The sequence below is a fragment of the Roseovarius mucosus DSM 17069 genome, assembly GCF_000768555.3.
Lineage (GTDB): Bacteria > Pseudomonadota > Alphaproteobacteria > Rhodobacterales > Rhodobacteraceae > Roseovarius > Roseovarius mucosus.
Window position 1 is genome coordinate 19,527 of sequence record NZ_KN293990.1, and the last position, 14,575, is coordinate 34,101.

General features: G+C 64.2%; 9 protein-coding genes and 1 pseudogene. 4 read left to right on the plus strand and 6 right to left on the minus strand.

The genetic code is table 11. From position 1 onward, the window contains the following. Positions 1–128: 128 nt before the first annotated feature. Genes ROSMUC_RS17390 through ROSMUC_RS17400 form a run of 3 tightly spaced genes read left to right on the plus strand, consistent with a single transcriptional unit; the run spans position 129 to position 5,243 of the window. Positions 129–1,031 (plus strand): Abi family protein, encoded by a 903-nt coding sequence (locus tag ROSMUC_RS17390; protein ID WP_037275684.1) that lies wholly within the window; start codon positions 129–131, stop codon positions 1,029–1,031. 55 nt (positions 1,032–1,086) lie between these two features. Then, on the plus strand, positions 1,087–2,013 hold the full coding sequence (locus tag ROSMUC_RS17395; RefSeq protein WP_037275686.1) for a GIY-YIG nuclease family protein: 927 nt from the start codon (positions 1,087–1,089) through the stop codon (positions 2,011–2,013). Then, positions 2,010–5,243: a type I restriction endonuclease subunit R gene (locus ROSMUC_RS17400; protein WP_037275689.1), complete on the plus strand. Its 3,234-nt coding sequence runs from the start codon at positions 2,010–2,012 to the stop codon at positions 5,241–5,243. Before ROSMUC_RS17395 ends, ROSMUC_RS17400 begins: the two co-directional genes overlap by 4 nt. Positions 5,244–5,301: 58 nt before the next feature. Here ROSMUC_RS17400 and ROSMUC_RS17405 read toward each other — a convergent pair whose 3' ends face one another. From ROSMUC_RS17405 to ROSMUC_RS17420, 4 genes and pseudogenes are all read right to left on the minus strand, one after another. Continuing rightward, positions 5,302–5,562, minus strand: coding sequence for a WGR domain-containing protein (locus ROSMUC_RS17405; RefSeq protein WP_037275691.1), 261 nt, complete (start codon positions 5,560–5,562; stop codon positions 5,302–5,304). 85 nt (positions 5,563–5,647) lie between these two features. Further along, positions 5,648–6,581: pseudogene (locus ROSMUC_RS17410) on the minus strand (DUF2493 domain-containing protein). Between the two features lie 370 nt (positions 6,582–6,951). Continuing rightward, complete coding sequence (locus ROSMUC_RS17415; RefSeq protein ID WP_037275692.1) at positions 6,952–7,983, minus strand: DUF7146 domain-containing protein; 1,032 nt, start codon at positions 7,981–7,983, stop codon at positions 6,952–6,954. Positions 7,984–7,986: 3 nt separating this feature from the next. Next, on the minus strand, positions 7,987–12,351 hold the full coding sequence (locus ROSMUC_RS17420; RefSeq protein WP_037275693.1) for a strawberry notch family protein: 4,365 nt from the start codon (positions 12,349–12,351) through the stop codon (positions 7,987–7,989). Between the two features lie 177 nt (positions 12,352–12,528). On the opposite strand from ROSMUC_RS17420, the gene ROSMUC_RS17425 reads away from it, so the two are divergent. Beyond that, positions 12,529–12,825 (plus strand): hypothetical protein, encoded by a 297-nt coding sequence (locus tag ROSMUC_RS17425; protein ID WP_037275695.1) that lies wholly within the window; start codon positions 12,529–12,531, stop codon positions 12,823–12,825. A gap of 613 nt (positions 12,826–13,438) precedes the next feature. Here the strand turns inward: ROSMUC_RS17425 and ROSMUC_RS17430 are convergent. Together ROSMUC_RS17430 and ROSMUC_RS17435 are read right to left on the minus strand one after the other, a co-directional pair. Next, positions 13,439–14,140, minus strand: a complete 702-nt coding sequence (locus tag ROSMUC_RS17430; RefSeq protein WP_037275697.1) for an RES family NAD+ phosphorylase — start codon at positions 14,138–14,140, stop codon at positions 13,439–13,441. After that, positions 14,137–14,538, minus strand: coding sequence for an MbcA/ParS/Xre antitoxin family protein (locus tag ROSMUC_RS17435; protein ID WP_037275700.1), 402 nt, complete (start codon positions 14,536–14,538; stop codon positions 14,137–14,139). Before ROSMUC_RS17435 ends, ROSMUC_RS17430 begins: the two co-directional genes overlap by 4 nt. Positions 14,539–14,575: the final 37 nt, after the last annotated feature.

A 14,575-nucleotide genomic window follows, 5' to 3' on the forward strand; every position in this document is an offset into this window, starting at 1 on the left:
AGGATTCCTGCCCTATCTAATGTCTTAACAAGACCCGCCACGCCTCGGACGGAACCTCGGTTTCGCACTGCGCACCCCGGCGGGTTACTTGTTTTCAGGGTATCGCTTTCGCGGCACGGGGGTGCCGCATGAAGTTTGAAAAACCCGCCGTTTCCCTCCCTGATCAGATCGAACTGCTCAAGCGCCGCGGCATGATTATCGGGGACGAAGCCCAGGCACAGCACTACCTGAACTTCATCTCCTACTATCGGCTGAGGGCCTATTGGCTGCCCTTCGAGGTGCCCGCCGCGAGCAACGGCGACCACGCCTTCCGTGACGGGACAACCTTCGAGGATGTGCTGACCCTCTACATCTTCGACCGCGAACTGCGGCTGCTGGTCCTGGACGCCATCGAGCGGGTCGAAGTGGCCCTGCGCGCGCAATGGGCGCATCACATGGCGATGACCTATGGCCCCCATGGCTATCTCGAGCAGGGCCACTATGCCCATATCGGGCGTCATGCGTCCGCCGTTGCCGAGTTGAACAAGGAATTCACCCGCTCGCGCGACACGTTCGCGACCCACTATCGCGACAAATACACCTCGCCGAAGCTGCCGCCGGTCTGGATGGCGGCAGAGGTCATGTCCTTCGGGTTGCTGTCGAAATTCTACAGCGACCTGAAACTGCGCAGCGATAGGAACGCCATCGCAGCCCCCTTCGCGCTGGACGAAAAGGTGGTCACGTCTTTCGCCCATCATATCAGCCATGTCCGCAACATCTGCGCCCACCATGGCAGGCTGTGGAACAAGCGCTTCACGGTGAAGATGACCACACCAAGATTTCCTGCGAAGCTGCCCGTCGCCATGCGAGATGCCGATCCACGCTATCTGCACAACACTCTGGTGACGCTCGATTATCTTTTGGCCCTGATCGCGCCGAGCAATGAATGGAAACAGCGCCTTGTTGCGCTGATCGACGGCTGCCCGTTGGCCGATCCTGCCAGCATGGGCTTTCCAGCGGATTGGCGCGTCAGATCGGTATGGAAGGTATGAAAATGCCGGTTACTGCCCAATCAAAGCTGGCAAAACTCCTGAAAGAGGTGGCCGCATGACCACAGGCGAAACCTTCGGCCGGACCATCCAGCTTTTCCTGGTCGACGGGAAGCCCACGGGCTTGCGCAAGGCGACGATCCACGGCTGGACGGGTCTTTTGTTCGTCAGCGGCGCCTCGGCCTTCGGCGACCTAACTGCCCGGGCCGAGGTGGACCGGACCGGGGTCTATATCCTGTCCGGCCCGGACCCGGACAAGCCCGGCGTGACCCGGGTCTATATCGGGTCAGGCAACTCAGTGTCCGAAAGGATCGAACAGAGCGCGAAGAAGCGTGACTTTTGGGAAACCGCGATCACCGTCACGACCAGCGACGACGACCTGTCCAAGGGGCACGCCGAATACCTCGAGGCCCGGCTGATCCGGGTTACCACGCAGGCAGGCCGGGTGACGCTTGACAACGGCACCCAGCCCGACACCGACCGCCGCCGCCTGCCTGAGGCGGATGTCGCGAACATGGAGCAGTTCCTCGCGAACCTGCGGATTATCCTGCCGGTCATCGGGCTCGACATGCTGAAACCTCAGCCCCGCGCCGTGACTCAGGTCGCGAAACCCGCTGATGATAGGACCGCCGAAGAGGTCCATTTCGAGATCCGCCACAAGAGCGGCGTCCAGGCGACCGCCGTCGAAGAAGACGGTGAGTTCGTGGTGCTGGAGGGGTCCGAGGCCCTGATCGGGACCGGGTATGTCCAGCAGAGCTATGGTGGCCTTAAAGACAAGATGATCGCCGAGGGCGCCTTGGTGCCGCACGCGGAGGACCGGATGCGCTTCGCCAAACCCTGGCCGTTCAGCAGCCCGTCAGCCGCCGCGGCGGTGGTGCTTGACCGGAACAGCAACGGGCGGCTGGAGTGGAAGGTTCGGGGGTCGAAGTTGAATTATCACGAGTGGCAGCAGGCGCAGGCCGGCGGATCGGAGGTGACGGAATGAGCGACCTGCATCACGAGAAGCACCTCGAGTCCTACATCGTCCAGAAGCTCGCCGCGTCGGGCTGGTTGGTTGGGTCGACCGACGCCTACGACGCGGACCGTGCCATGTACCCGGAGGATCTGGAAGCCTGGCTACGGGCCACCCAGCCGCAGAAATGGGACCGCCTACAAGCGATGAATGGCGACAAAACCCTGACGGTCGTCATGGACCGGATAGAGACGGCGCTGGAGAAACAGGGGATGGTCCAGACGCTGCGCCGGGGCCTTTCGATCGCCGGTGCCGGCCACCTCGACCTGTCCGAGGCGGCCCCGGAGGACCAGCGTAACGATGCGGTCCTGCACCGCTACGCATCGAACCGGCTGCGGGTCGTGCCGCAGCTGAAATATCACCCGGGCCGCGAGCTCGCCATCGACCTCGGCCTGTTCCTGAACGGCCTGCCGCTAGCCACGGTCGAGCTGAAGACGGATTTCACCCAGTCGGTCGAGCACGCGAAGGCCCAGTACCGGACAGACCGCCACCCGGCCGATCCGATCACGAAACGCACGCACTCGCTCCTGACGCAGCATCGGGGCGCCGTGGTTCATTTCGCGATGTCGGACAGCGAGATCTGGATGACCACCAAGCTCGCGGGCGAGGACACCTTCTTCCTGCCCTTCAACAAGGGGGATAACGGCCGGGCCGGCAACCCGGCGCGGGCCGACGGTGAATACCCCGTCGCCTATTTCTGGGAGGAGATCTGTCAGCCCGACGCGTTCCTGCGGATCTTCCACAGCTTCGTCTATGTCGAGAAGAAAAACGTGGTCGACCTGAAGGGGAACTGGTCGGTCAAGGAGACCCTGATCTTCCCCCGGTTCCACCAGTTCGACGCGGTCAACAAGATGATCGGCGACGCGAAGGAGAAAGGCCCGGGGCACCCCTACCTGTGCGAGCACAGCGCCGGGTCCGGAAAGACCTCCACCATCGCCTGGACGGCGCATGACCTGGTGAAGCTGCGCCGGGACGACGGGACGCCGATCTTCGACACGGTGATCATCGTGACGGACCGGAACGTGCTGGACGGGCAGCTGCAGGACGCGGTCCAGCAGATCGACCACCAGAAGGGGCTGATCGCGGCGATCGACCGGGAGACCTCGTCGAAGTCGAAGAGCGAGCAGCTTAGCGAGGCGATGCTGAAGGGCACCCCGATCATCGTGGTGACCATCCAGACCTTCCCCTTCGCTATGGAGGCGATCCTGACCGAAAAGTCCCTCCGGGACCGGAACTTCGCGGTGATCATCGACGAGGCGCATAACTCCCAGACCGGGAACACAGCGTCAAAACTTCAGGCGACGCTGGCCCTGTCGGCCCGGAAGGACGCGGCGGACATGACGGTCGAGGACATCCTCCTTGAAATACAGCAGGCCCGGAAACGCCCGGCGAACGTGTCCCATTTCGCCTTCACCGCGACCCCGAAACATTCGACCATGATGCTGTTCGGACGGCCGACGGACCCGACGAGGCCCGCGTCGGACGACAACCTCCCGGTCTCGTTCCACAAATACGAGATGCGGCAGGCGATCGAGGAGAAGTTCATTCTCGACGTGCTGCGGGGCTACGTGCCGTACAAGACCGCGTTCAACCTCGGTCAGGAGATCGTCGAGGAAAAACGGGTCGACGGGAAGGCGGCCAAGCGGGCCCTGGCGAAATGGATGACCCTCCATCCGACGAATGTCACCCAGAAGGTCCGCTTCATCATCGAGCACTTCTCGAAGAACGTGGCCCACCTGCTTGACGGGAAGGCGAAGGCAATGGTGGTCACCAGTTCCCGGGCCTCTGCGGTCCGGTACAAGCGGGCCTTCGACGCCTTCATCGCCGCGAACCCGGAATACGGCAACATCCGCGCCCTCGTCGCCTTCTCGGGCAAGCTGACCGGGCGCGAGGTGATGCACCCGAACGACGAGCTGCTGCAGGGGGACGCGTTCGTCGTTGAGGAGGACGCGGAGTTCACCGAGGTGAATATGAACCCGGACGCCGGCGGCAAGGACCTGCGCCACGTTTTCGACCGGCCGGAATACCGGGTCATGCTGGTGGCGAACAAGTTTCAGACCGGGTTCGACCAACCGAAGCTGGTCGCGATGTATGTGGACAAGAAGATCGCGAACGCGGTCGAGATCGTTCAGACCTTCTCCCGCCTGAACCGGACCTTCCCTGGGAAGGACCAGACCTTCATCATCGATTTTATAAACGATCCGGACGTGGTCCGGGCCGCTTTTGCCCAGTATGACAGGGGCGCCAAGATCGAGGAAGTGCAGGACCTCAACGTCATCTATGACCTGAAGGAGTTCCTCGACGATCAGGGGGTCTATGACGACACACACGTCCTCGACTTCCAGAAGGCCCGGTTTCGGACAGCGACAGCCGCTGCTACCGGCACCGATGACGAGGCGGCACACAAGGCGATGTACGCTGCGACGCAGGAACCGACCGACACCTATAACCATCGGCTCACGGAGCTTCGAAACCGGGCCACAGAGGCCGAGGACGCCTGGCAGAAGGCGAAAGCGGTCGGGAACGAGGACGGGATGAAGTGCGCCGATCACGAGCGCGAACAGGTCGAGACGGCGATCGTGTCGCTGACGGATTTCAAGGCGGGCCTAGCTCGGTTCGGACGCCTTTACGCCTATGTCGCGCAGCTGGTCGATCTCGGTGATCCGGACCTTGAGGTCTTCGCCGCTTTCTCGAAACTGCTCGCGAACCGACTGAATGGGGTTCCAGCGTCCGAGATCGACCTGCACGGGATCGCGCTGACCGGCTATGACATCGTGGAGCGAGAGGAGCCTAGCAACGGCGAGGATGAGGAGCCCCCCACCCTCGACCCCATAAAGGGCGGCGGCGGCGGCGGACGGCCCGGTGCCCTACCGGTCTACATGCAGGAGCTGATTGAGCGCCTGAACAGCCTCTTCGGAGAGGCGACCCCGCTCGAGGACCAGGTCGCTTTCGTGAACCAGGTCGCCGCAATTACCCGCCAGAACCCGGTTGTGATGGCCCAGATCGACAAGAACAGTAAGGATCAAGCGATGAAGGGGAACCTCCCCGGCGCGGTGCAGGCGGCAGTGGTCCGGGCCATGTCCTCGCATAGCGCGCTCGCCACGCTTCTCCTTAGCAAGGATCGGCAGGCACTGCCGATCCTTGAAGGGGTGATCTACGAGATCCTGAAGCGGGGCGAGGCGTTGGACCTCACTCCTGATTGATCCAGCAGAACTCTTGATGCGATGAAAAAGTGGGGAAAATGGCAGCGTCCAAGAGCGTTCACTGAACGTACCCGCGCCGCTTCTTCACCGCTGCAAGCTTCATCAAAGCGGTGATGGCCTTGCCTTCATCAGGGTGGGTCTCGACCATCATCTGGCCACGGAAGCCAATCCGACCCCACTCGCGCACGAGGCTCGCGCGACCGAAGAGGTCGCGTTGCACGCTCAGCCGATAGAAACGACGCATGTTGCGCGCCGGATCGATCCGGCGCATCTGCACGTCGGTCGGGAAGACATCAAGCTGGATCGGACTATGGTACATGTAGTGATCGACTAAGGTTTTCTACACAATATCAGGTGGAAACCTGCGCTTCCATCTCGATTTCCCCGCGAGGGGAACAGGGGGCTCACGCCCCCTTCTCGAACTTCATGACCGGGATACCGAGCCTCGAAGCCTTGTCGGCGAGGTTCTCCTGGATACCCGTGCCCGGGAACACAAGAACACCCACCGGCAGGACGTCCAGCATGGCGTCGTTGCGCTTGAAGGGTGCAGCCTTGGCGTGCTTGGTCCAGTCGGGCTTGAAGGCCACCTGTGTCACGCCGCGGGACTCGGCCCATTTGGCGGCGATGAGCTCTGCGCCCTTGGGGCTACCACCGTGCAGGAGGACCATGTCGGGGTACTTGGTCCGGACCTGGTCGAGCTTGCCCCAGATCAGGCGGTGGTCGTTGAAGTCGGTCCCGCCGGTAAGGGCGACCTTGGGGCCTGCGGGCAGCATCACCTCGGCCTCCGCGCGGCGCTTCGCGGCCAGGAAGTCGCGGCTGTCGATCAGCGCGGCGGTCATGTGCTGGCGGTTCACCATCGAGCCGGTGCGGGGGCGCCAGGTGGAGCCCGTGCTGATGGACGAACTCGGTCGCGGCGTGATCGCGCATCAAGTCCATGCAATTGCGCCGTTCGATGAGCGTCAGGCCTTCGGCCGTCAGGCGCTCAAGCTCGGTGGATTTCACCTCGGAGCCGTCCTGCTCGCGCTGGAGGCGGCGCTGCGCCTGTTCGTTCTCATCGAGCGACCGCTCGATCCGGGCCGTGGCGCGGTGGAAGAGGTTGACCTGGCCCCAGAGCACCTCTTCGAGGTCGGGTTCCATGCGGGTGTCTTCCAGGGTCGCGACGAGGGCGTCAAAGATGTCGGCGACGGCGACCGCGAGGCGCTGCCCATCAGGCATCGGGCGCGGATCGGGCTCGTCAAAGGGGCGGTAGCCGTAGAGCTGCAGCTCGTCGAGCGCATGGGCGGTCTGGGATGCGGTGTGGGCGGGTTCATATGCGTCGTCATGGGTGTGGATCGTCATCGGTTCTTGCCTCCGGGCCTGTCTCGTCCGCGCGTCATCCCGCGCGGCCTTCATGGGCTGCGAAAGCCGTCACGGGGGCCGCCCCTTCACCCCCTCTTTGGGGCCGGAACGCATGTGGAGGAGGACGGGGGGCGGCTGATTTGCCTTTCGCGATGCAAAGCGAGGGCTCGTCCCTCGCGGCGGAAATCAGTCGCCCCCCATCCTTAAAGGGGCGGCCCCTTTGACGGCCGCCTGCCCATCTCTTGAAGGCCGCTCGGGCGACGGGTGGATGAGTATGGCCCGGGATGAGGCGAAGGCGACGATCCAGAGCCACGACAGGGATCCGTGACCCCTGCCCCGCAGCCCCGGAGTGCCCCCTGCGCGATGCTGCTCAGCCTGACAGGCGATGCCGATCCTCGGGCCCGATCTGACCTGCCAGATGCTGGCGCAGCGCGTCCGCGCCGTGCACCCGGAGATCATCGTTGAAATCCCCGAGACGCGGCTCCAGCACCCGAGCGGCAATTCCGACCTCGGTTGCTCTGGCGCTCAACCTCTCTGCCGCGCGTTGCCCGGCCGGATCGCGGTCGATGGCGATGTAGAGGCGCTGCACCCCATCCGGCAGCTGGACTGCCCCGAGGTGACCCGACGAGAGCGCCGCCCAGACGGGCAGGCTGGGCATGGCCTCGACAAGGGACAGCATGGTCTCGATGCCCTCGCCGACGACAAGGATGTCGTCATGCGGGGTCAGCCTGACGGAATTGCCGAGGAGGTGACCCATGGCACGCCGCTGCGTCTCGACTGGCGCTTTCCCCTTTCCGTCAGGTGCCAGCCAGGTGCGATGCACGCCCTGCACGGCCCCTGCCCCATCGGTGACCGCGGCGATCAACGCCGGTCTGGGGAGGCTCCGGGTATGGCCCTCATCCCGATGCCAGCACTTCGGGTGGAAGCGCAGCGCATTCGTCAAGCCGCCTTGGGTGATGCCTCGGGAGCGGAGGTAAGTGTCGGCAAGCGTGCCTGCGACCGACACCGAGGCTGCAAAGAGCCGCGCCGCCGCCGCTGGTGTGCCACCGGGGGCCTTGGTCTTCCTTGGCACCGGCGCATCCGGGTAGACCGGCTGCGGACGGCCCAGATGCGCCCGGGCCTCGGCCAGAAGATCGGGAAAGCGGGAGATTCCGGTCCGCTCGCGGATGATGTCGAGAAGATCACCATGCTCGCCCGTGGCGCCGTCGGTGAACTTGCCGGCCGCGCCCGGTCCCGACGCGGGCCCGATCAACCGTACAAAGAGCGACCGGCCAGGGTTGTTCTGCAAATCGCCCACGATCCAGTAGGATCCTACCCGCCGTCCGGCGGGAAGGTAAGCGCGACACACGCTCTCTGCGTTTTCCGCCAGTGCGCGGATCACATCTTCGGTCTCGGAATACATGGCTCAGCACCCTCCGCGCGCATGTAGTCCCGTCACATAACAACGTGCAAGCAGACGATCCAGCACTTTGACCCCGCTCGCGTCCGTCGGGCAAAAGAGCCGCAGCTTCCAGCTGATGATCTCCGAGAAGAAGCCATCGGCTTTGAGCCGGTCCTTCGCGGCTTCCGTGAAGCCGGAAAGCTCGATGCGGTTCACCCCCATGACGCGGGAGCGGTGGAGTTCCATCCCCTCGGCCAGCCGCACCACGGTCTTGCCCTCCAGAACGAGGGCATGGACTTGGGGCGCCGTGAGTTGCGGCGCATCCGCAGCCAGCGTGGTTGCAACCCAAGACGGCGAGACTCGGCGGCCGATGATCCGCTGCCCGTCGTCGGTCTGCAGCCGGTAAACGCGGGTCTCATCTTGGGGGAGCTGCTTCCAGATCGGCAGCAACAGCCCCGCCACGATATGCAGGGTGGACTCGCTGAACTCGGGCACCTCGGCCAGTTCCACGGTCCAGGCGGTAACGAAGGCCGCGCGGTCGGCTTCCAGCCAATGCGTATCCTCCATGATTTTCGCTGGGACCGTGCTGGCATCAAGCGGCCGGATGAGCCGCAGGCGGGGCTCGATGGTGCCGTCATCCAGCATCAAGCTGGTCGCGGGCACCTGCACCGCCGCCCGGCCCGAGCGGCTGTTGACAAGAAGGCGCGCCTTCGGGTCATCGAGCCAGTCGAGCGCATCCGCGAGGGAGGTCGGCGTGTTGCGACGCTTTTCTGCGATGGTGAGAAGCTGGGTTTCCGCGCCGGAGCCGGGATGGGTGTAGATCACCCGAGCGTCGGTGACGCGGAAGCTCTCGGCGCGCAGGGTCTCGAGCCCGAGGTCATAGACCCCGGCGGCGATGGCCCCCTCGATCCGTTGGTCGAGGAGTTCCTCGAAGGCCGAGAACAGGACCGCCTGCATGTCGATCGTCAGTGCCAGCAGGCGATTGAGGAAGGTCGTGATCAGCGGCAGGTCATCCTTCAGCCCGTTGTCATCGGTCAGGATGAGGCCGGTTGCATCCTCGAAGGCCCCGAGCGAGCAATCCGCCACATCGCCGCGATAGATGCGGCGATAAAGCTGGCGCAGGGCGTCGCGGGCATAAGGCGACTCAAGGTTGTCCTCCGGCCGGAACAGCCCCTGTCCGCCGGTCTGGCGCTGGCCCCGCGTGATGGCCCCCAGCGTGTCGAGCCGGCGCGCGATGGTCGAAAGGAACCTCTTCTCCGCCTTCACATCCGTGGCGACCGGCCGGAACAGCGGGGGTTGCGCCTGATTGGTGCGATTGGTGCGGCCCAAGCCCTGAATGGCAGCGTCGGCCTTCCAGCCGGGTTCGAGCAAGTAATGCACCCGCAGGCGCTGGTTCCTGGCCCCGAGATCCGCGTGATAGCTGCGCCCCGTGCCGCCCGCATCCGAGAAGATCAAGATGCGCTTCTGGTCATCCATGAAGGCGGCGGTTTCCGTGAGGTTGGCAGAGCCCGCCCGGCTTTCCACGACCAGGCGGGCGGCAGAGCCCTCGCCTTCGCGCACGATGCGGCGCGAGCGGCCCGTCACTTCCGCCACGAGATCGGTGCCGAAGCGCTGGACGATCTGGTCGAGCGCCCCCGGCACAGGCGGCAGGCTTGCCAGATGCTCGATCAGCGCATCGCGGCGGCGCACCGCCTCGCGGCATTCCACCGGCTGGCCATCGCGCGTGACCGGGCGCGAGGAGAGGTTGCCTTCGCTGTCAGTGAATGGCTCATAGAGCTGCACCGGGAAGGAATGGGCGAGGTAGTCCAGGCAAGCCTCTCTTGGCGTGATATCCACCCGCACATCGTTCCACTCGTCCGTGGGGATCTCCGACAGGCGGCGCTCCATCAGCGCCTCACCTGTCGAGACGATCTGGATGACAGCCGCATGGCCAGCCGCGAGATCGGCGTCGATGGCGGCGATCAGGGTGGGGGTTTTCATCGAGGTCAGCAGATGGCCGAAGAACCGTTGCTTGGCGGACTCGAAAGCCGAGCGGGCGGCGGACTTGGCCTGGCGGTTCAGCGTACCGCCGGATTCGCCAGTAATGTTGGCCGCTTCCAGCGCCGCGGACAAGTTCCGATGTATGACTCCGAAGGCGAGCGCATATGCATCATAGATCCCGCGCTGCTCCGGCGTCAGCGCATGTTCCAGCATCTCGTATTCGACGCCGTCATAGGACAGCGAGCGCGCCGTGTAGAGGCCAAGCGACCGCAGATCGCGGGCCAGCACCTCCATCGCGGCAACGCCGCCAGCTTCGATAGCTTGCACAAATTCCGCCCGCGTCGAAAACGGAAAGTCCTCGCCACCCCAGAGCCCGAGGCGCTGCGCATAGGCGAGGTTGTGCACCGAGGTTGCGCCGGTGGCCGAAACATAGACCACGCGGGCATTGGGCAGCTTGTGCTGCAGACGCAGGCCCGCCCTGCCCTGCTGCGAGGCCGTGACATCGCCGCGCTCGCCTTTCGATCCTGCGGCATTGGCCATGGCATGGCTTTCGTCAAACAAGATCACCCCGTCGAAATCCGCCCCGAGCCAGTCGACGATCTGGTCGACGCGGGATTTCCTGGCGCCGCGTTCTTCCGAGCGCAACGTGGCATAGGTGGTGAAGAGGATGCCTTCGGTCAGCGGGATGTCTTTGCCTTGCGCAAAGCGCGACAGCGGCGTCACCAGCAAGCGTTCCTGCCCGAGTGCGGACCAGTCGCGCTGCGCATCCTCCAGCAGCTTGTCGCTTTTGGAGATCCAGAGCGCTTTGCGCCGACCCTGCGCCCAGTTGTCGAGCACAATCCCAGCCGACTGGCGGCCCTTGCCCGCCCCGGTGCCGTCGCCAAGGAAGAAGCCGCGGCGGAAACGGACGGCGTCAGCGGCATCGTCCGGCGCGGCCGAGACCATGTCGCCGGTCTCATCCACGCACCAAGACCCGGCAAGATACGCGCCATGCGCCTCACCCGCGTAGATCACGGTCTCAAGCTGGGCGTCGGAGAGCAGGCCGTCGCGGAGGACGCCGCCTGGCAGCTTGGGGCGATAGGTCGGTTTTGGCGGTGCGACCGAGGCCATGGCCGCAGATTGCACAAGCTTGGTCGGATGCGGTTCCGCTCCGGGGATGTCGATCGCCTGCAGACGGAAGGTCTCATAAATGGCATCCGACAGGCGCGCGGTATTGGCCTCCTCAGTCGCATCGCGCAGCGTGTAGGCCAGATCCTCGGCCTCGATTTGTGCACTGGACTGGTGGGGCTGGGCCGCAGGGGTTACGCGCGATGGGCTGATGCCACTGCGCGTGGCGCGGGCAGGATTTCCCGGGAAGGAGGAGGTGGGGCGATTTGCTGCCGCTATGTCAGGGTCCAGCGCGAGGCGTGGGGGGACACCTGCGGAAATCTGTGACAGCAAGGTGGCGATATCGGGCGATGGCGCACGCGTCAGATCGGCGGTGATGCCGCCCGCCTCACCGCACCGGCATTTGTCGAAGACCGAAAGGCGGGTCTCGAAGCTGGTGCCGTGCTTGGCAAAAGCAGCACCGGACACAGCGCCCGTGAACACCAGATGCGCGGTCTCGGTCAGGCGTGTGAAGGTCTCGGCCCAGGCCGGGGCATCGGGCGCGAAACCCGCACCCGTGATCGCGATCAGCCGACCGCCGGGGGCCAAGCGCGCAAGCGCCGAGCGCAGATGCCGTGCCGTCGCCTCGGTCGTCCGACCAGCGACATTGGCCACAGCCGAGAATGGCGGGTTCATCAGGATGACGCTCGGGCGCAGGTCCGCGTCGAGATGATCATCGATCTGCGCGGCGTCGAAGGTGGTAACGGGCCGCCCCGGAAATAGGCGACGCAGAAGATCGGCGCGAGTGTCGGCCAGTTCATTGAGTATCAAGCTGCCGCCTGCGATTTCGGCCAGGATCGCCAGAAGCCCGGTCCCGGCCGAGGGCTCGAGGACCAGGTAACGGGGCTTGATCTGAGCTGCCGCCATTGCAGCCAGTCCCATGGGCAGCGGCGTCGAGAATTGCTGGAAGCGCTCCATCTTCTCGGACCGCCGGGTATGCGTGGGCAAGAGGCCTGCCACCTTGGCAAGGATCGGCAGCAGGGCAGCGGGCGAGCCCGCCCGGGCCAGAAGCGCGCGGCCGAACTTCCGCAGGAAGAGGACAAGCGCCACCTCGCCCGCCTCATAAGCGAGCTTCCAGTCCCAGGCACCATCGGCATCGGAGCCGCCAAAGGCGTGCTCCATCTCAAGCCGCAGGCGCAGCGCGTCGATCTGGAAGCCCTTCGCCAGATCGGGCTGCAACGCTTCGGCGACGGCGAGGATCGCGGGCGCGGGATTGCGAGATGGAACGGGAACGGGAGGCGCAACAGGCGCGAGATAGGTCATCGGGAAACTCCGGAATGAGGGACAGGATCAGGCCCGGACACCCTCTCTCGGGCACCCTCAGGCCTGATCTTCCCCGGCCACCCTCTTCCTCTCGAACCGATGCTTGGCAGTCGCTCGGCTTGATTTTGTTCTTGTTATGTTCTATATTGGGGATCAAGCAAGCAAGGGAGTTTCCCCATGGAAAGCACAACGTACGCGCTGCCCGCGACCCCTAAGCAGATCGCCTATGCGCGGTCACTCGCCTTGCGCAACCAGACCCTCCTGCCTTGGGAGGTTCAGCAGGACCGCCGGTCGTTGAGTGCTTGGATCGAGGCGCAGGCCCAGCTGAAGCCGGTCTCCGACATGGATCGGTTGCCGACGTCGAAGCAGGTGGCCTTCGCGGAGAAGCTTGCTCGGATCAAACGGCGCGCCGTTCCGGATGAATGCTTCCGCGACAAGGGGCTGATGTCGAAGTGGATCGACGGAAACAAGTGAGCACGGCACCGGCTGGCTCCGGCCTTCCAGAGCTTCTGCCATACCGTGGCTTGGCAAACCGAGCGTGGTTGCCAACCTATAGATTGGCAGATTAGCCCCTCGGGACATCAGCCTCGGTCATACTCCTGTCCGAAGGACCAAGGTCTGGTCCCGACGGCGCGCCGGGAGGCACATCGCATCGAGATTCGGCAACCACCGCAAGTCGCCGCCGTCTCTCAAACCCGCGTCTTCATATCTCCCACCACTTGGGGCTAGCCCCTCAGTTCTTTGGAAATCTCAATATTGGAGCGTCCATAACGCTGGAAAAGTATCCTGATCAAAGACAACTATAGTGGTCTCTTGGGGCAGAGGCGTCGCCGCCCTCAGCGCGTCTATGGGAAGCCCAGAAGACCGGCGGACTCAGTCCATCTTTGGAAGCCATGTGTTTTGCCGGAATGACCTCTCTTTCGTCCGGCGAAATGCTGCTCGTAGTGCGTCCGGAGGTGAGGGCAGACAGTCCAAAGCCTCAAAGAACACCTGATGGTCACATGGCTTCAAGTGCGTGACCTCCGCGCTATTGTCATTAGCCGGTTTCATTTCTTCGGACCTCCAAGGGCGCTTGCGCTGTAACTCGTCAGCCGACAGCCGTAACCGAGTAGTGCGGTGTCCCATTCCAAACAAGATCCCAGGATGCGCCCGGTCGGACGTTCTGGATCGCGTGCGGCTCGAAGCAGACCAAGCAATTCCCACCCGGCGCAGGCGCCCGGACCGAGGGGTAGATCAGACCCCGCGATCCAGCCCGGCGAAGATGTTGGGCCAGGCTTTGGCCCTCGGGATAGCCGACAGCCGGATCCGGATGCAGTGCGGGATGGCCTGGCTCGTCGGTCATGTCATCTAAGACGCCGATGAAATCCGCCAGCAGTTCCACATAGCGGGCGCTGTCATGATAGCTGCCCACAAAGCCGAGTTCGCGCGTGCGGTGCCAGGCCACTTCGCTGACGGACACCATCACGTCCCATGCGCAGTACCAGGCGCCGCGCTCTTCGGTGTTGAAGCGGTTTCCGCCGACGCGGGTATAGGTGAAGGCGGCGTTGACATGACTGTCGCCATAGATGCGCAGATCACGGCTGCGGCGTTGCCAGGCCAGCTCGCGCGGGTCCAGATGCGGGTTGCGGCCACGTTCCGCCAGTAGACGGCCGCTGGTCAGGCCCTCGATTTCTGCCAGGATCTCCATCTCGTCATCGGTATCGACGAGACCACGCAGGGATGGCGGCTTGTGGTAGGTGGCGGGCAGGAGACGAACGAGACCACGATCAGAAATCTCGGTCTGCTTCATGCCCCACCACGCAACGCATCAAGATAGGTCCGAACCGCGAGGATCTGTGGCAAGCCCCCGTCGATGGCGGTATCAACCGGACGGCTGCCCCCAAAGAGCGGCCCCGTGTTCGGTCGGGTGAACCAGCTTCGCGCGAGCGGTTCGGAGAAGTAGAGCTCGAGCGATTTGTAGATGCCGATCACCGCACTGAGCCGCAGCAGCTGGTCCTTGGTCAGTTCCCCGGCGAAGTCCGGCTTCTTGGCGCGCTTCCACGTGCTCTCCGACATGTCGGCAAGGCCAGCCGCTTCCTTGAGGCTGAGACCCCAGGCATCGGCCACGCGCGCATAAGCCTTCAACGCGACGGCGTTGACCTGTGCGGGTTCCCGGATTTTCTCTGCGACTTGCATGTCGTCCTCCATTGCGCTCAAGATAGTTCATATGGCCCCAATGTAAAGA